At 73.3% G+C, this 16,764-nt stretch carries 14 protein-coding genes; 11 read left to right on the plus strand and 3 right to left on the minus strand.

The genetic code is table 11. From position 1 onward, the window contains the following. On the minus strand, nt 1-4,147 hold a 4,147-nt coding region (locus B0E54_RS29960), incomplete at its 3' end, for a DEAD/DEAH box helicase (protein ID WP_234590682.1). Between the two features lie 178 nt (nt 4,148-4,325). On the opposite strand from B0E54_RS29960, the gene B0E54_RS29965 reads away from it, so the two are divergent. The 10 genes from B0E54_RS29965 to B0E54_RS30010 all read left to right on the plus strand — a co-directional run bounded on the left by B0E54_RS29965 (nt 4,326) and on the right by B0E54_RS30010 (nt 14,562). After that, a complete protein-coding gene (locus B0E54_RS29965) occupies nt 4,326-4,712 on the plus strand; it encodes a hypothetical protein (protein WP_234590684.1) in 387 nt (128 codons plus the stop codon). A gap of 138 nt (nt 4,713-4,850) precedes the next feature. After that, nucleotides 4,851-7,685: a Na+/H+ antiporter subunit A gene (locus tag B0E54_RS29970; protein WP_234590686.1), complete on the plus strand. Its 2,835-nt coding sequence runs from the start codon at nt 4,851-4,853 to the stop codon at nt 7,683-7,685. Then, complete coding sequence (locus B0E54_RS29975; protein ID WP_234590689.1) at nt 7,682-8,170, plus strand: Na(+)/H(+) antiporter subunit C; 489 nt, start codon at nt 7,682-7,684, stop codon at nt 8,168-8,170. The genes B0E54_RS29970 and B0E54_RS29975 overlap by 4 nt, the downstream gene beginning before the upstream one ends. Then, on the plus strand, nt 8,167-9,672 hold the full coding sequence (locus B0E54_RS29980) for a Na+/H+ antiporter subunit D (RefSeq protein ID WP_234590691.1): 1,506 nt from the start codon (nt 8,167-8,169) through the stop codon (nt 9,670-9,672). The genes B0E54_RS29975 and B0E54_RS29980 overlap by 4 nt, the downstream gene beginning before the upstream one ends. Then, on the plus strand, nt 9,669-10,274 hold the full coding sequence (locus B0E54_RS29985) for a Na+/H+ antiporter subunit E (protein WP_234590694.1): 606 nt from the start codon (nt 9,669-9,671) through the stop codon (nt 10,272-10,274). The genes B0E54_RS29980 and B0E54_RS29985 overlap by 4 nt, the downstream gene beginning before the upstream one ends. Further along, entirely contained in the window at nt 10,271-10,534 is a 264-nt protein-coding gene (locus tag B0E54_RS29990) for a monovalent cation/H+ antiporter complex subunit F (RefSeq protein ID WP_234590714.1), read from the plus strand. Before B0E54_RS29985 ends, B0E54_RS29990 begins: the two co-directional genes overlap by 4 nt. Beyond that, nucleotides 10,531-10,941, plus strand: a complete 411-nt coding sequence (gene mnhG / locus B0E54_RS29995; protein ID WP_234590717.1) for a monovalent cation/H(+) antiporter subunit G — start codon at nt 10,531-10,533, stop codon at nt 10,939-10,941. Before B0E54_RS29990 ends, mnhG begins: the two co-directional genes overlap by 4 nt. Before the next feature lie 161 nt (nt 10,942-11,102). Continuing rightward, nucleotides 11,103-12,458: a hemolysin family protein gene (locus B0E54_RS30000; protein ID WP_234590719.1), complete on the plus strand. Its 1,356-nt coding sequence runs from the start codon at nt 11,103-11,105 to the stop codon at nt 12,456-12,458. Then, the gene (locus B0E54_RS30005; protein WP_234590721.1) at nt 12,455-13,519 is read left to right on the plus strand and encodes a hemolysin family protein; all 1,065 of its coding nucleotides are present in this window, start codon (nt 12,455-12,457) and stop codon (nt 13,517-13,519) included. The genes B0E54_RS30000 and B0E54_RS30005 overlap by 4 nt, the downstream gene beginning before the upstream one ends. Before the next feature lie 113 nt (nt 13,520-13,632). Then, nucleotides 13,633-14,562 (plus strand): sporulation protein, encoded by a 930-nt coding sequence (locus B0E54_RS30010; protein WP_234590723.1) that lies wholly within the window; start codon nt 13,633-13,635, stop codon nt 14,560-14,562. 7 nt (nt 14,563-14,569) lie between these two features. Here the strand turns inward: B0E54_RS30010 and leuE are convergent, their stop codons facing one another. Both leuE and B0E54_RS30020 read right to left on the minus strand, forming a co-directional pair. Then, the gene (gene leuE, locus B0E54_RS30015) at nt 14,570-15,241 is read right to left on the minus strand and encodes a leucine efflux protein LeuE (RefSeq protein ID WP_234590729.1); all 672 of its coding nucleotides are present in this window, start codon (nt 15,239-15,241) and stop codon (nt 14,570-14,572) included. After that, nucleotides 15,241-16,482 (minus strand): bifunctional pyridoxamine 5'-phosphate oxidase family protein/GNAT family N-acetyltransferase, encoded by a 1,242-nt coding sequence (locus B0E54_RS30020; RefSeq protein ID WP_234590731.1) that lies wholly within the window; start codon nt 16,480-16,482, stop codon nt 15,241-15,243. The genes leuE and B0E54_RS30020 overlap by 1 nt, the downstream gene beginning before the upstream one ends. Nucleotides 16,483-16,516: 34 nt before the next feature. On the opposite strand from B0E54_RS30020, the gene B0E54_RS30025 reads away from it, so the two are divergent. Then, on the plus strand, nt 16,517-16,764 hold a 248-nt coding region (locus B0E54_RS30025), incomplete at its 3' end, for a GntR family transcriptional regulator (RefSeq protein WP_234590746.1).

The following is a 16,764-nucleotide window of genomic DNA, read 5'->3' on the forward strand; positions in this document are numbered from 1 at the left end:
CCGCGCCGCGGGTGACCACGCCGTGCCGTTCCAGCAGGACGTCGGCGAGGGCGGCGGCCCGCCTGGTCGGGTCGAGGTCCCGCTCCGGTAGACGCGACCAGCGGCCAGCGACGGTGGGTGGGCCGCTGCGGGTGGGCAGCGCCACCCGGCCGGGCCGCCGGTAGCGCGTGCGCGGCGCGGAGGGGCGCGACCGGTGCGCGCCACCGGCACCGAGCACCGCCCGCAGCGGGGCGAGGGTGTCGTTGGTGAGGTGCCCCGCCCAGACCAGATCCCAGATCACCCCGGTCAGCGCGGCGTCGTCGGTGGCGCCGACCCGGTCGGCCAGCGCGCGGAAGAACAGCGCCTGCCCGTCGCCGAGCGCGTCGAGCACCGCGTCGTGCAACGGAGTACGCGTCAGCGCCTCGTCGGGCGGCGGGAGCAGCAGCGGCGCGGCATCCGCGTACGCCAGGGTGACCCAGCCGTCGCCCCCGGAGATCGCCCCCGACCCGGCCCACAGCACCTCCCCGCTGGCGCACAGCTCGTCGAGCTGGGCGGGGGAGTAGTCGGCGACGCGGCCGGGCAGCACCAGCCGCTCCAGCGCGGACGCCGGCACCGCCGCGCCCTGCAACTGCTCCACGGTGGCGGCGAGCGCCTCCACGCCCCGGGCCGACGAGCCGACCTGCTGCCAGCGCGGCAGGAACGTGGCCAGCGCCCGAGGCGGCACCGGCTCGATCTCCCGCCGCAGCGCCGCGAGCGAACGGCGGCGCAGCATCCGCAGCACCTCGGCGTCGCACCACTGGGCGCCGGCCGTGTCCGGTGTGAACTCCCCGGAGACGACGCGGCCGGTGGCGGCGAGGCGGCGCAGCGCCTGCTCGACGACGAACACCCCGAGCCCGAAGCGCGCCGCGCAGCTCGCGGCGGCGAACGGCCCGTGGGTGCGGGCATAGCGGGCCACCAGGTCACCCAGCGGATCGGCCACCGGGGCGAGGTACGCCTCGGCGACCCCGACCGGCAACGCCACGCCGAGGGCGTCGCGCAGCCGGGCGGCGTCCTCGATGCCCACCCAGCGCTGCTCGCCGGCGATGCGGACCCGCAGCACCCGGCGAGTGGCCTCCAGCTCGGTCAGCCAGCCCTCCGGCACGCCCCGCTCGGTCAACTCGGCGTCGCTCAGGTCGCCGAGCACCCGCAGCAGCTCGACCACGTCCTCCGCGTCGCGCGGACGGCGCTGGTCGGTCAGCCAGCGCAGTTGCCGATCGGTCTCGGCGAGCACCGCCGGATCCAGCAGCTCGCGCAGGTCGACCCGGCCGAGCAGCTCGCCGAGGAGGGTGGAATCCAGGGCGAGGGCGGCGGCCCGGCGCTCGGCGAGCGGGGCGTCGCCCTCGTAGAGGAACGCGCCGACGTAGCCGAAGAGCAGCGACCGAGCGAACGGGGACGGCGCGCTCGTCTCCACCTCGACCAGGCGGACCTTGCGGGCCGCGAGGTCCCGCATCAGCCCGGCCAGCGCCGGCTGGTCGAAGACGTCCTGGAGGCACTCCCGGGCGGCCTCCAGGGTGACCGGGAAGTCGGCGTACTCGCGGGCGACGTCGAGCAGTTGCGCGGCGCGTTGCCGCTGCTGCCACAGCGGCTGGCGGCGGCGCGGGTCGCGGCGGGGCAGCAGCAGCGAGCGGGCGGCGCACTCCCGGAAACGGGCGGCGAAGAGCGCGGACGTGCCGACCGACTCCTCCACGAGCTGGGCGATCTCGTCCGGCTCGAAGACCACCACGTCGGCGCCGGGCGGCTCGTCTGCGGTGTCGGGCAGCCGTACGACGATCCCGTCGTCGGAGGGCATCACCTGGGCGTCCACCCCGTACCGTTCGGCCAGCCGGCGGCCCACGGCGAGGGCCCACGGCCCGTTGACCCGCGCGCCGAGGACGCTGTGCACGGCCAGCCGCCAGTCGCCCAGCTCGTCGCGGAACCGCTCGACAACGATGGTGCGGTCGTCGGGCAGCGAGCGGGTGGCCTCCCGCTGGTCGCGCAGGTAGGCCATCAGGTTGGTGGCGGCCCAGTCGTCCAGCCCGCCGTCGCGCAGCGCGGTCAGCGCCGCCTCGTCGCTCGACCGCAGCAGGGTGCGCACCCGGGCGCCGATGGCTCGACCCAGCTCGACCGGGCGGCCCAGCTGGTCGCCCTTCCAGAACGGCATCCGCGCGGCCTGACCGGGTGCGGGGGAGACCAGCACCCGGTCGGGTGTGATCTCCTCGATGCGCCAGGACGAGGAGCCGAGCAGGAAGACATCGCCGACCCGGGACTCGTAGACCATCTCCTCGTCCAGCTCGCCGACCCGGGCGGCCCGCTCGGCACCGGCCAGGAAGACCCCGAACAGACCCCGGTCGGGGATGGTGCCACCGCTGGTCACCGCGAGGCGTTGCGCGCCGGGACGGCCGGTGAGCAGGTCGCTGGCCCGATCCCAGACCAGCCGGGGGCGCAGCTCGGCGAACGCGGTGGACGGGTAGCGCCCGGAGAGCATGTCGAGTACGGCGTGCAGCGCGGAGTCGGGCAGCTCGTTGAAGGGCGCGGCCCGGCGGACCAGCACCGCCAGGTCGCCGACCCGCCACGGCTCCAGCGCCACCATCGCGACGATCTGCTGGGCCAGCACATCGAGCGGGTTGCGCGGGTAGTGCAGCTCCTCGATCGCGCCGTCGGTCATCCGCTCGGCGACTACCGCGCAGGACAGCAGATCGCCACGGTGCTTGGGGAAGACCACCCCGCGCGAGACTGCGCCCACCTGGTGCCCGGCGCGGCCGACACGTTGCAGGCCGGCGGCGACGCTCGGTGGGGCCTCGATCTGCACCACCAGATCGACAGCGCCCATGTCGATGCCCAGCTCCAGGCTGGAGGTGGCCACCACCGCCGGGAGCTGGCCGGACTTGAGCGCCTCCTCGATGTGCTTGCGCTCCTCGCGCGAGACGCTGCCGTGGTGTGCGCGGGCGATCACCGGCGCGGCGCCGGTGGCCGCACCGGACTGGGCCATCACCTCGGCCGGCGACCGGTTGCTGCCCGGACCGGGCGCCGAGCCGCCGTTGGCCGGCGGCCGGTTGCGGACCGGACCGGCCGGGCCACCCCACCGCTGCGCGCCGGGTGCCGGCCCACCGTCGGCCGGCGGCTCGCCGTCCACCGACAACCCATCTGGTACGTCGATCGCGTCCCCGCCCGACGCGGAGGCCAGCGCGGCGGAGGCGACCTCCTCGGCGGCCAGCTCGTTGAGCCGGGCGCACAGGCGCTCGGCGCTGCGGCGGGAGTTGGTGAAGACGATTGTGGAGCGGTGCTGCCCGATGAGCGTGAAGACCCGTTCCTCGACGGCCGGCCAGATCGACGCACGGCGTGGGCCGGGACCGCCGAGGGAGTCCTCCGGTGGCTGCTCCTGCTCGTCGAGTCGGGTCATGTCCTCCACGGGGACCTGCACGCTGACCTCGATGGTCTTCGCCGTGGCCGGCTGCACGACGTCGACCGGCCGTGCGCCGCCGAGGAACCGGGCGCAGGCGTCGATCGGCCGGACGGTGGCGGAGAGGCCGATCCGTTGAGCCGGTGCGGGCAGCAGCTCGTCCAGGCGTTCCAGCGAGAGGGCGAGGTGGGCGCCGCGCTTGCTGCCGGCCACCGCGTGCACCTCGTCGACGATCACCGTCTGGACGCCGCGCAGCGAGTCCCGAGCGGCGGAGGTGAGCAGCAGGAACAGGGACTCGGGCGTGGTGATGAGGATGTCCGGTGGGGTGCGGGCGAAGGCCCGTCGCTCGTCGGCAGGCGTGTCGCCGGTGCGCATGCCGACGGTGATGTCCGGTGGCGTGACGCCGAGCCGGGTCGCCGCCTGCCGGATGCCGGCCAGCGGGGCGCGCAGGTTGCGCTCGACGTCGACGGCGAGAGCCTTGAGCGGGCTGACGTAGAGCACCCGGCACCGCTGCCGCGCCTCGGCCGGTGCGGGCTCGCGGGCCAGCCGGTCCAGCGACCAGAGGAAGGCGGCGAGCGTCTTGCCGGAGCCGGTGGGCGCCACGACGAGGGCGTTGCGGCCGGCGGCGACGGACCGCCAGGCACCGGTCTGGGCGGCGGTGGGTGCGGCGAAGGCGGCGTCGAACCAGGCGCGGGTGGCGGGACCGAACCCGTCCAGCACCTCGCCCTTACCCGCATCTGCCCCGCTCACCGGTCCATCGTGCCCCGCCGGTACGACAACCACGAACGACCCACGGGGGATCATGCCGCGTTGTATGGAAATTGCGCGTGATGCGACATTAATACGTTAAGTCTCACTTAACTGCTTGCTTGTGAGGAGCAACATAAAGTAACTTCACCCGCAACGCGAATCGGGTGGAGGGGATCGGATGGCCGTCGAGCCGCGACACGCCGAACCCGGCACCGATGTGCTGATCCGCAAGGTCGACAGTCACCTCGCCACGCTTCGCGTCGGTCTGCACGGGCCCGAGCTGGAGCTCGCCGAACGCCTCGCCCGCTGCCTGCGCGAGATGGTCGTCTCGACCGCCCAGGCCAGCGCCGCCGACCGGGGGCAGGTCCGCGTCGCCGTGCACTACTTCGTGCTCCGCCGCGAGAGCCGCGGCCGACTGCTCTCGATGCGGTCGCTGGCCGTCGCGGAGCGGGTCGTGGCGAAGGTCGCCCGCCAGCTCGGCCGCGTCGACCTGCTGAGCGAGCTGCGCCTGGAGGGCTCCGCCCTCGACGACGAGCTGACCGTCGGCGACGCTCTGCTGCGCTGACCGCCGACCGTTGACCGCACACCCGAGCCTATAGCGGGCTAATTCCGGCAAAACCGCCCGGCGGGCGGAGATGTGGCGTCTGATCGCTGCTAGGCGCCACCGCTGTACGGGCGTCGGCCACCTCGATCGGGAGTGCGGGTGCTGGTACTGCTCATCCTCCACCTCGTGGCGGCCCTCGCCGCGCCGCTGCTCGTCCGGTGGTGGGGTCCGCGCGCGTGCTACCCGCTGGCGCTCGCGCCGGCCGCCGCGTTCGGCTGGGCACTGGCCCGCACTCCGGCCGTCGGTCACGGCGGCGCGGTGGTCGAGACGTACCCGTGGATCGGGCAGCTGGGCCTCGACATCGCGCTGCGCCTCACCACGCTGTCCTGGCTCCTGACCCTGCTGATCGGCGGCGTCGGCGCGTTGGTGCTGGTCTACAGCGCCCGGTACTTCGACGCGGACGCTCCCGGGATGGCCCAGTTCGCCGCAGTTCTGGTCGCCTTCGCCGGCGCGATGCTCCTCTTGGTCTTCGCCGACGACGTGCTGCTGCTCTACGTCGGCTGGGAACTGACGACGATCTTCTCGTACCTGCTGATCGGGCACAGCACCGAACGCCGGGCCAGCCGGTGGGCGGCGGCGCAGGCGTTGACCGTCACCACGGCGGGCGGGTTGGCCATGCTGGTCGGGTTCATCCTGCTCGGCGAGCACGCCGGCAGCTACCGCTGGTCGGAGATCGCCACCCACCCGCTGCCCGGCGGCGGCTACCTGATCACCGCGGTGTTGCTGATCCTGGCCGGGGCCTTGTCCAAGTCGGCGGTGCTGCCGTTCAGCTCCTGGCTGCCGGTCGCGATGGCGGCCCCCACTCCGGTCAGCGCGTACCTGCACGCCGCCGCCATGGTCAAGGCGGGCGTCTACCTGGTCGGCCTGCTCGCGCCGGTGCTCGCGATGGTCGGGCCGTGGCGGCCCGTGGTGCTCATCGCCGGGGTGGCCACCATGATCGTCGGTGGCTGGGCGGCGCTGCGCCAGACCGACCTGAAGCTGTTGTTGGCGTACGGGACGGTCAGCCAGTTGGGCCTGCTGGTCGCCGTGACGGGGGCGGGCACCCCGGACGCCGCGCTGGCCGGCACGGCGATGCTGCTGGCGCACGCCCTGTTCAAGGCGGCGCTGTTCCTGGTCGTCGGCATCATCGACCACGGCGCCGGCACCCGCGACCTGCGCGAGTTGTCCGGGCTGCGGCGCTGGTCACGGCCGTTGTTCGCGGTCGCGGTGCTGGCGGCGGCGTCGATGGCCGGCGTACCACCGCTGGTCGGGTTCGTCGCCAAGGAGGCGGTCTTGGCGGCGTTCACCGACGATCCGGTGCTGCTCACCGGGCTGGTCGCCGGGACGGTGCTCACCGTCGCGTACAGCGCCCGCTTCCTCTGGGGCGCGTTCGCCGACCGGCCGGGCGTCGAACCGATAGAGCCGACGCCGATCGCGGCGTCGATGCTGGTCCCCCCGGCCGTGCTCGCCGTCGTCGGGCTGCTCGCCGGCCCCGCCGCCGGCGTGCTGGACGGCCTCCTCAGCCCGTACGCCGAACTGCTCGGCGGGGTCCACGGGCACCTGACGCTCTGGCCCGGGCCGACCGCGGCGCTCGGTCTGTCCGTGCTGGCGCTGGCCGGCGGCGGCCTGCTCTTCGCGCTGCGCGGGCCGCTCGCTCCGGTGTTGGCCCGGCTCCGCTCGCCGGTCAGGGGCAATCAGGGATACGAGTGGATCGTGGGCCGGTTCGACGGGTTCGCGATCGCGGTCACCGGCGCGACCCAGCGGGGCTCCCTGCCGCAGTACCTGGGCATCATCCTGGTCACCCTCGTGCTGCTGCCCGGTGGGGCGATGCTCGCGGCCCGGCCGTGGCGGGCCGGGCTCCCGCTCTGGGACAACCCGCTGCAACCGGTGGTCGTGGTGGTGATCGCGGTGGCCGCGCTGCTCGCGGTCGGCGCTCGCCGGCGGTTGACCGCGATGCTGCTGGTGGGGATGACCGGCTACGGCACCGCGATGCTGTTCGTCCTGCACGGCGCACCGGATCTCGCGCTCACGCAGTTCCTGGTGGAGACCGCGACCATCGCGGTGTTCGTCCTGGTGCTGCGCCGCCTGCCGGAGCGTTTCTCGGCCCGTCCGCTGCGCCGCAGCCGATGGACACGCCGGGTGATCGGCGTGGCGATGGGCGTGGCGGCGGGCGGGCTCGCCCTCGTCGCGGCCGGGGCCCGTCGCGCGCCGGACATCTCGACAGTCTTTCCGGACCTGGCGGTGGGCGAGGGGTACGGCCGCAACGTCGTCAACGTGACCCTCGTCGACATCCGGGCGTGGGACACGATGGGTGAGGTGTCGGTGCTGGTGGTGGCCGCCACCGGGGTGGCCAGCCTGATCTTCGAGAGGTCCCGCACCGGGCCGCGGCCGCGCCGGCCGGAGTCGGCCGATCGCGCCGCCCGGTCCGACCGGCCGGTCTGGTTGCGGGGCGGCCCGACCCTCTACGAGGAGCAGCGTTCGATCGTGCTGGAGGTGGTCACACGGCTGATCTTCCACACGGTGGTGCTGTTCTCGCTGTTCCTGCTCTTCTCCGGGCACAACGCGCCGGGCGGCGGGTTCTCGGGCGGACTGGTGGCGGGGCTCGCGCTGGTGGTCCGCTACCTGGCCGGCGGCCGGTACGAGCTGACCGAGGCCGCTCCGGTGGGCGCCGGCCTGATCCTCGGCGCGGGGTTGGCCGTGGCGGTCGGCTCCGGCGCGGTGGCGCTGGCGGCCGGTGGATCGGTGCTGGAGAGCGCCAAGCTCGACCTGTCCCTGCCGCTGGTCGGCGACGCCCACCTGGTCACGTCGCTCTTCTTCGACATCGGGGTGTACCTGATCGTGATCGGGCTGCTGCTGGACATCCTGCGAAGTCTCGGCGCCGAGGTGGACCGGCACATCGAGGCCACCGGCGCGGCGAGCGGCGGTCTGGCCGTCGACAAGGGTGGCCGGCCATGACGGCGGGCGCCGCCGGGCCCACGGTGGTGCTGGTGCTCGCCGTCGCGGTGCTCGTCGGGTGCGGTGTGATCCTGCTGCTGGAGCGCAGCCTCACCCGGATCCTGCTCGGCGTGATCCTGCTCGGCAACGGGGTCAACCTGCTGATCCTGCTGGGTGGCCGATCGGGTGGCGCTCCGGTGGTGGGCACCGGCCCGGTGGACCGGATGAGTGATCCGTTGGCGCAGGCGATGGTGCTGACCGCCATCGTGATCACGTTCGGGTTCACCGCGTTCCTGCTCGCCGTGGCGTACCGGAGCTGGTATCTCACCGGCGACGACGAGGTGCCCGACGACCTGGAGGACCGCCAGATCATCCGCCGTGCCGAGCGCCACCAGGTGGGCGCCGTCGACCGTGGCGGGGAGGGCCCGGGCAGCGACCCGGAGCAGGTCGACCCGGAGCCCGCCCGCCGCCGACTACGACGCGGCAGAGGGGACGGCACGTCGTGAGCAGGCTCCTGCCGCTGCCGGTGGTGGTGCCGCTGCTCGGCGCGGCGCTGACCCTGCTCCTGGCCGGCCGGCCCCGGGTGCAGCGTACGGTGAGCGTGCTCTGCCTGACGGTGACGTCCACGGTCGCGGTGGTGCTGTTGGTGCAGGCGTACCGGCACGGCCCGGTGGTGCTCGCGGTCGGTGGGTGGCCGCCGCCGGTAGGCATCGTGCTCGTGGCCGACCAGTTGGCCGCGCTGATGCTCGTGGTGTCCTCGGCGGTGACCCTCTGCGTGCTGCTGTACTCGATCGGCCAGGGTCGCAGCGAGACCAGCGAGAGCGCGCCGGTGGTCATCTTCCACCCGACCTACCTGGTGCTCACCGCGGGCGTCACCAACGCGTTCCTGGCGGGCGACCTGTTCAACCTGTTCGTCGGCTTCGAGATCCTGCTGGCGGCCAGCTTCGTGCTGATCACGCTGGGCGGCACCGAGGCGCGCATCCGCACCGGCTCGACGTACGTGGTGGTCAGCATCCTCTCCTCGCTGATCTTCCTGACCGCGGTGGGGCTGGTGTACGCGGCCACCGGCACGCTCAACATGGCGCAGCTCGCCCAGCGTCTCGACGATCTGCCGGACAACGTCCGCGTGACCCTGCAACTGATGCTGCTGCTCGCGTTCGCGGTCAAGGCGGCGGTCTTCCCGCTGTCGGCCTGGCTGCCGGACAGCTATCCCACGGCCCCGGCCCCGGTCACCGCTGTGTTCGCGGGGCTGCTCACCAAGGTCGGCGTGTACGCGATCATCCGTACCGAGACGCTGCTGTTCCCGGGTGGCCATGTCAACGACCTGCTCATGGTCGTCGCCGGGCTGACCATGGTGGTCGGCATCCTCGGCGCGGTGGCGCAGTCGGACATGAAGCGGCTCTTCTCGTTCACCCTGGTCAGCCACATCGGCTACATGATCTTCGGGGTGGCGTTGAGCACCGCAGCCGGTCTCGCCGGCGCGATCTTCTACGTGGTGCACCACATCACCATCCAGACCACGCTGTTCCTGGTGGCCGGTCTGGTCGAGGAGCGGGCCGGCAGCACCGACCTGCGCCGTCTCGGCGGGCTGGCCCGAATGGCGCCCCTGCTCGGCGTCCTCTTCTTCGTCCCGGCGATGAATCTCGCCGGGGTGCCGCCGTTCTCCGGGTTCCTCGGCAAGCTCGGCCTGCTCCAGGCCGGTGTGGCGGCCGGTGGGGCGCTGCCCCTGACGCTGGTGGCGGCCGGCACGCTGACCAGTCTGCTCACCCTGTACGTGGCCTCCCGGGTGTGGAACATCGCGTTCTGGCGGGCGCCCCGGACCGTCACCAGCGAGCCCAGCGTCCGGCTGCCCACCATGACGGTCGGCGCGACCGTCGCTCTGGTCGTTTTCGGGTTGGCGCTCACCGTGCTGGCCGGACCGCTCTTCGACGTCACCGCCGACGCGGCCACCGACCTGCTCTCGCGTACGCCGTACGTGCGGGCCGTCCTGCCCGGTGTCGTGCCGTGACCGACAGGCGTGCACCGACCCCGGCGGGCGCGACCCCGAAGCTGCGGGGCCGGTTCGGGCGTTGGCGGGACCAGGCGTTGGCGCTCGGCTGGCTGGTGCTCGTCTGGAACCTGCTCTGGGGGTCGATCACCTTCGCCAACATCATCGGTGGTCTGCTGGTCGGCGGCGCGGTCCTGCTGTTCTTCCCGCTGCCGGCGGTCAGCTTCACCGGCCGGCTGCGGCCCGCTGCGCTGGTGGCGTTCGCGGGCCGGTTCGTCGTCGAACTCGTCACCGCCAGCCTGCACATCGCCCGGATCGCCGTGCAACCCGGCTACCGCCCCCGCGGGGCGATCATCGCCGTGCCGCTGCGGGTGCCCACCGACCTGAACCTGGCGCTCACCGCCGAGGCGGTCTCGCTAGTGCCGGGAACGCTGATCCTCGAGGTGGACCGGGAGGCGGGGACGCTCTACCTGCACGTGCTGGACACCCACGGGCCGGCGGACCTGGACGTCTCCCGGGAACGCACCCTCGACCTCGAGCGGCGGATCGTCCGGGCGGTGGGCAGCGCCGCCGAACTGCGCAGCGTCGGGCCTCATCCCGTAGAGAAGGGCAACTCTCAATGATCACGTTCCTGGCCGTCGTCCTCACCGCCCTGCTGTCGCTGACCGCGCTGCTCGCGCTGATCCGGCTCTACCGGGGCCCCTCGCTGCTGGACCGGGTGATCGCGGCGGACATGCTGCTCGCCACCATGGTCGGCGCGGTGGGCGCGGAGGCGGCGGTCAACCGGCACGCCACCACGCTGCCCGTGCTGGTGGTGCTCTCCCTGCTCGGTTTCGTCGGCTCGGTGTCGCTGGTCCGCTTCGCCGTCCGGGAGCCGGCGTGACGGTGGCGACCGGCGGGCACTCGGCGGCAGATGTGCTCGCGACGGTTGCCGACTGGCTCGGTGCCGCCTGCCTGGTGACCGGCGCGCTGCTCGCCCTGTCCGCCGCGATCGGTGTGCTGCGCTTTCCGGACACCCTGTCCCGGATGCACGCGGCCACCAAACCCCAGGTGCTGGGCGTGCTCCTGCTGCTGCTCGGCATCACGCTACGGCTGCGGTCGGTGGCCGACATCGGCATGATCCTGCTGGTGGCGGTCTTCCAGTTGGCCACCGCGCCGGTCTCGGCACAGATGATCGGTCGGGCCGCGTACCGGTCCGGCCGGCTCGACCGTGGCCTGCTCGACGCCGACGAGTTGGCCGAGCGCCCGACCGGCGGCGGCTCCGGCGACGGCCGCGCCCCGTCCCGATGAACCGGACGATCGACGCCTTCGGCCCACCCTCAGCGGAGTCCCAGGCAACGCCGATAAAATGGCGGCATGATCGACTCTTCTGCCCAGGAGGGCAGCAGTAGCCAGCCGGGTCGTGCCCGGCATATTCCCGTCCCGACGACCTCGGGAGCCCTGAGCGACAGGTGCTGATCGTCGTCGGCCTTCTCTTGATCATCGTGCTCACCGCCGCCACCGGTTACTTCGTGGCGCAGGAGTTCGGCTATGTCGCCGTGGACCGGGGCAAGCTGCGCCAGCTCGCCGACGACGGCGACCAGGCCGCCGCCCGGGCCCTCACCGTCACCAGCCGGCTCTCCTTCGTGCTCTCCGGCGCGCAACTCGGCATCACCGTCACCGCCCTGCTGGTCGGCTACGTCGCCGAGCCGTACCTCGGCGGCGGCCTCGCCGACCTGTTCGGCGTCGCCGGTCTCCGCGAGTCGGTCAGCCTGCCGCTGTCGGTGGCGCTGGCCCTGGTCATCGCCACAGTGGTGCAGATGGTTCTCGGCGAGCTGGCCCCGAAGAACCTCGCCATCGCCCGGGCCGAGGCACTCGCCCGGGCGCTGAGCCGGTCCACCCTCCTCTACCTGGCCATGGCCGGGCCGGTGATCCGGCTCTTCGACCGCGCGTCGATACGCCTGCTGCGTCGGGTCGGCATCGAGCCGATCGAGGAGCTGCCCAGCGGCGCCACCCCCGCCGACCTGGAACAGATCATCGCCGAGTCCCGCGAGGAGGGCAGCCTGGACGCCGAGATGTCCACGCTGCTCGACCGCGGGCTCGACTTTCGGGAGTTGACCGCCGGCGAGGCCATGGTGCCGCGCGTCGACGTGCACACCGTGCGGGCGCACGAGCCGGTGAGCCGGGTGGTCGAGCTTCTGGACACCGGCCACTCCCGCTTCCCGGTGCGGGGTGCCGACGGCGTCGACGACCTGATCGGCATCGTCGGGATCGCCGACGTGCTCGGCGTACCGCCGGCGGAGCGGGCCACCACCCCGGTGAGCGCGGTGGCGGGGCCGCCGCTGCTCGTGCCGGAGACCCTGCCCCTGCCCACGGTGCTGGACCGCCTGCGGTCCGGGCACCGGCAGATGGCCTGCGTGGTGGACGAGTACGGCGGCTTCGCCGGTGTGATCACACTGGAGGACATCGCGGAGGAACTGGTCGGCCCGATCCGGGACGAGGACGATCCGCCGGAGCGCGCCCCCGCGCGCCAGGACGACGGCTCGTGGGTGGTGCCGGCCCGCTGGCGGATCGACGAGGTCGCCGACAGCACCGGCATCGCGCTGCCCGAAGCCCCGGAGTACGACACGCTGTCCGGGCTGGTCATGCGTGAGCTGGGCCGGGTGCCGGAGGTCGGCGACCGGCTGGAGATCAGCCTGCTGCCCGAGGGCGCCGAGCTCGACGACGGTGCGGCGGAGCCTCGCGCGCTGGTCGAGGTGCTCGCCGTGGACCGGCACGTCGCCGACTCGGTACGGCTGCAACTGAGCACGCCGGGGGTGACCGCGTGAGCCCCGGCATCGCGCTGTTCAGCTCGGGCGTCCTGCTGGCGCTGAACGGGTTCTTCGTGGCCGCCGAGTTCGCCCTGGTGGCCAGCAAGCGGTACCGGCTGGAGCAGGCGGCGGCCAGCGGCGGCCGGGCGGCCCGGGCCGCGCTGGACGGCGTCCGCGAGCTGTCGCTGATGCTGGCCGGGGCGCAGCTGGGCATCACGCTGTGCACCCTGGGCCTCGGCGCGCTCGCCGAACCGGCGATCGAGCACCTGATCAGCCCGCTGCTGCACGCGGTGGGGCTGCCGGACGCGGCCAGCCACGTGGTCGCGCTGGTCTTCGCCCTCGCTCTGGTGACCTTCCTGCACCTGGTGGTGGGGGAGATGGCGCCGAAGTCGTGGGCGATCACCGACGCCGAGCGTTCGGCGACGCTGCTCGCGCTGCCGTTCCGGGCCTTCGCCCGGGTGTCCCGGCCGGTGCTGTCGGCGTTGAACGCGCTGGCCAACGCGATCCTGCGCCTGGTCGGGGTCAACCAGCAGGATCAGCTCGCCCAGGTGCACGGCCCGGACGAGCTGCGGATGCTGCTGGAGCAGTCCCGCGAGCACGGGTTGCTCGGCGCCGAGCAGCACCAACTGCTCACCAGCATGCTGGAGTTGCAGGGCACGTCGGTGGCGCAGGTGATGGAGCCGTTCGCCACCATGGTCACCGTCCGGCGCGACGACCCGGCCGAGCGGATCGAGCAGGTCAGCCGGGACAGCGGCCGGTCGCGGCTGGCGGTCCTGGACTCCGGCGGCGACGTCTGCGGCCTGGTGCACGTCCGCGAGGCGGTGCGGGTGGTCACCACCGGCCGGGCCGCCACCGCCGGGGAGTTGATGACCCCGGCGTTCACCCTCCCGGCGACGTCCACGGTCACCGAGGCGGTGGCCGCGATGCGCGCCCGCCAGTCCCAGCTCGCGCTGGTCCGCAACGGCGGTGGTCCGGCCCGCCCGATCGGCTTCGTCGCTCTGGAGGACCTGCTGGAGGAGGTCATCGGCGAGTTCGACGACGAGACCGACACGGTGCCGCGGGGCCGGCGGCTGCGGTGAGGCGTACCCGGCGGGTCGGCATCCGTTCGAGGTGGCGGGCGTGAGGTGAGCGCGACCGGGTAGGCGCGGTCGGTCCGGGGCCAGGGGGGCCTCGTTCCGCGAGGGGGCGCGCGGTGCGGTTGACGGGGGTTTCCCGGGACTCCGGCTGGACCGGGCTGTCCGTGCGGACCACGCTGCCGAACCCGAGCACCCGTCCGGGCCTGCGCCTGCCCGGGCGGGTGACCCTCGCCGCCGGGCCTGACGACGTGCTCGTACGCCACATCCGGCTCGGCCTGGTCACCACCGTCGAGCCGGACGACCCGGACGCCGCCCGGCGCCTCGTGCAGTTCTTCTCGCTGCCGATCGCCGGGCGGTTCGTGGTGCCGGCGGGTCGCCGGCGGGCTGTCGACTTCGCGTTGCCGCTGCCGTGGGAGACCCCGGTGACCACGTTCGGCGGGGTGCCGTTGCTGAGCCTGCGGATGGGTCTGCGGACCGAGGTGTCCGTCGACCCGGATCTGGACCAGGGGGCCATGGTGCCGGTCCTCGTGCACCCGATCCCCACCCAGCAGCACGTGCTGGCGGCGCTGGCCACGCTCGGCTTCATGATCCGCCAAGCCGGGTTGCAGGAGGGCGGGCTGCCGGGGGTGGAGCACACCTTGGCGCTGCACCAGCGGTGGGGCTACTGGGTGGGCCCGCTCTACGCCGGCCCGATCACCGAGCTGGAGCTGATCTTCGTGACGAACTCGGCGGGCCTGGAGGTGATCATCTGGCTGGACCGTCGGCTGGCGCTGGCCGGGATCACCCACCAGAGCATCAGCCGGTTCCGGATCTGGCACGCGGACGCCGGGCAGCGGGACTGGGTCGCCACCGTGGACGGCTGGCTACGTCAGGCGATCAACCGGCACGCCGCGGCCGCCGCGCACGCCGACTGGTCCGCCACCATCGGCGGGTCCGCCCATGTCAGCCGCCACCCCGACCATCCGATCAAACCCGGCTACGGCCTCGGCGGCACGGCCGGAAGCGGAGGTGTGGGAGGCGGCTCCGGCGGCGGCGACGGCACCTGAGGGGAGGTCAGCCGGCGCTGGCGGTGGCGAGCTTGAGGCTGAAGGCGAGAAAGAGGGCTGCCACGGCTGTGGTGCCACCCACGGCGAGGCGGCGACGTCGGCGGAACTGGGTAGCCAGGAACGTGCCCGCGAAGATCAGCGCGGTCAGGTAGAGCGCGCTGGTGACCTGGGCGATCAGGCCGAGCAGCAGGAACGACAGCGCGGGCCAGGCGTAGTCGGGATCGACGAACTGGATGAAGAACGAGATGAAGAACAGGATCGCCTTCGGGTTCAGCAGGCTGATCACCAGCGCCTTGCGGAACGGGCTGCGCATCTGCGCCGGTTCCGCGGCGTCGATCAGCCGCGGCGTGTCCGGGTCGTTGCGGTCGCGCCAGCGCCGCACGGCGCCGAGCAGCATGGTCACCCCGACATAACCGAGGTACGCGGCACCGGCGTACTTGATCACCAGGAACAGCGGCGGATACGCCTTGAGCAGCGACGCCACCCCGGCGGCGGACAGGATCATCAGGACCCAGTCGCCGACGAAGACCCCGCCCGCCGCCCGGTAGCCGGCGCCCACGCCCCGCTTGGCGGCGGTGGACAGCACGAAGAGCGAGTTCGGTCCGGGTAGCAGGATGATGGCCACGGTGCCCAGCACGTACGTCCAGATGTCGGTGATCCCCAGCACGCCCGCCATCATCACGCCACCGATGCCGTCCGCAGAAGTCTTTTCCGCAGCGTGGCCTGTGCGTTCGGCCACTCGTCGACGGTCATCGCGTACTGCACGGTGTCCCGCCACGAGCCGTCCGGACGCTGGCGGTGCATCCGCAGCACTCCCTCCCGGGTGGCGCCGAGGCGTTCGATGGCCGCCTGGGAGCGGGCGTTGCGGATGTCGGTGTGCCAGGCGACCCGCACCGCGCCCAGGTCGTCGAAGGCGCGGCCGAGCAGCAGCAGCTTGGCCTCGGTGTTGATCCCGGTACGCCACCACGGCCGGCCGAGGAAGGTGTGCCCGATCGCCACCGACCGTCGTTCCGGGTCGATCTCGTAGTAGGACGTGGTGCCGACCACCGCCCCGGTCCTCGCGCAGCGCTGCACCCAGGGCGCCCGCTCGCCGCGCTGCTGGGCGGCCAGTGCGGCGGCGACCACCTCGGCGGTTCCGGCCGGCTCGGTGGGCCGCGTGACGGAGAGGTGCCGCCACACGTCGTCGTCGGCGGTGGCGCTGTGCAGGTCGTCGGCGTGCGCCAGGTCCAGCGGCTCCAGCAGGACGTGTTCGCCGCGCAGTGGCACCGGGCCGTGCCAGGGCGTGCGGGCCGTCCGCAGGTACGCCGGCAGGGGTGCGGTGACCCCGGCGGCGGGTTGCGGCAGGCCGGCGGTCAGCCGCAGCGGCAGGACGCCGGCCCAGTGCGGCAGGTGCAGGTCGGTCTCGTCCTCGCGGACCCCGCCGGTGCGGGACCGGACGGACACCTCCCGCAGCGGCAGCGCCAGCACGGCGGTCTCGGCCAGCTCACGTCGGCTCGGCGGACGACTGTCCGTGCTGCGGCCCGCGCCCACCTTCTCGACAAGCGCGGTGAGCATGGCGCTCTTCTCCTGGTCGTCGGTGACCAGGCGGGCGGTGCCGAGCGCGACCACCGAGCGGTAGTTGGCGCTGTGGTGGAACTGCGAGCGGGCGTAGACCAGCCCGTCGAGCAGGGTCACCGTGACGCAGACGGGCAGCCCGTCGCCCCGGGCGGCGAGCAGGGGCCGGCTGCCAGTGGACCCGTGCAGGTAGAGGGTGTCTCCGATGCGGACATGCAGGGTGGGCAGCACCCGGGGTTCGCCGTCGACGGTGAAGCCGAGCGCGCAGTGGTACGCCTCGTCGAGGACGGCGTGCGCCGCCTCCCGGTCGTAGCTCATCCGGTCGCGCGAGCGGTTGGGAGTGGTCCGGGCGGTGGGTGGATACATGCGCGCCCCTTTGTTCTAGTACAATCTCTTGTTTGTGTCAGCACGCTATCAGTTCAGTGGGACGACGGCCGTCACGATTTCGGCCAGCATCGAGTCGGGCATCCGTACCGGCGCCCTGCCGCCCGGTGCCGCCCTGCCGCCGGTGCGGGCGCTCGCCACCGAGTTGGGCGTCAGTCCGGCCACTGTCGCCCGTGCCTATCGGGAGCTGCGCCAACGGGGCGTGCTGGCCACGGCCGGCCGGCACGGCACCCGCGTCCGTCCGCGCCCACCGGTGGCCGCCCG

It is taken from the genome of Micromonospora sp. MH99 (genome assembly GCF_021442385.1).
Classification (GTDB): domain Bacteria; phylum Actinomycetota; class Actinomycetes; order Mycobacteriales; family Micromonosporaceae; genus Micromonospora.

Excerpts from the sequence above, each read along its gene's own strand:
- B0E54_RS29965 (WP_234590684.1), top strand. The coding sequence starts at position 4,326 with ATGGCCGTCGAGCCGCGACACGCCGAACCCGGCACCGATGTGCTGATC.
- B0E54_RS29975 (WP_234590689.1), top strand. The coding sequence starts at position 7,682 with ATGACGGCGGGCGCCGCCGGGCCCACGGTGGTGCTGGTGCTCGCCGTC.
- B0E54_RS29990 (WP_234590714.1), top strand. The coding sequence starts at position 10,271 with ATGATCACGTTCCTGGCCGTCGTCCTCACCGCCCTGCTGTCGCTGACC.
- leuE (WP_234590729.1), bottom strand. The coding sequence starts at position 15,241 with ATGATGGCGGGCGTGCTGGGGATCACCGACATCTGGACGTACGTGCTG.
- B0E54_RS30020 (WP_234590731.1), bottom strand. The coding sequence starts at position 16,482 with ATGTATCCACCCACCGCCCGGACCACTCCCAACCGCTCGCGCGACCGG.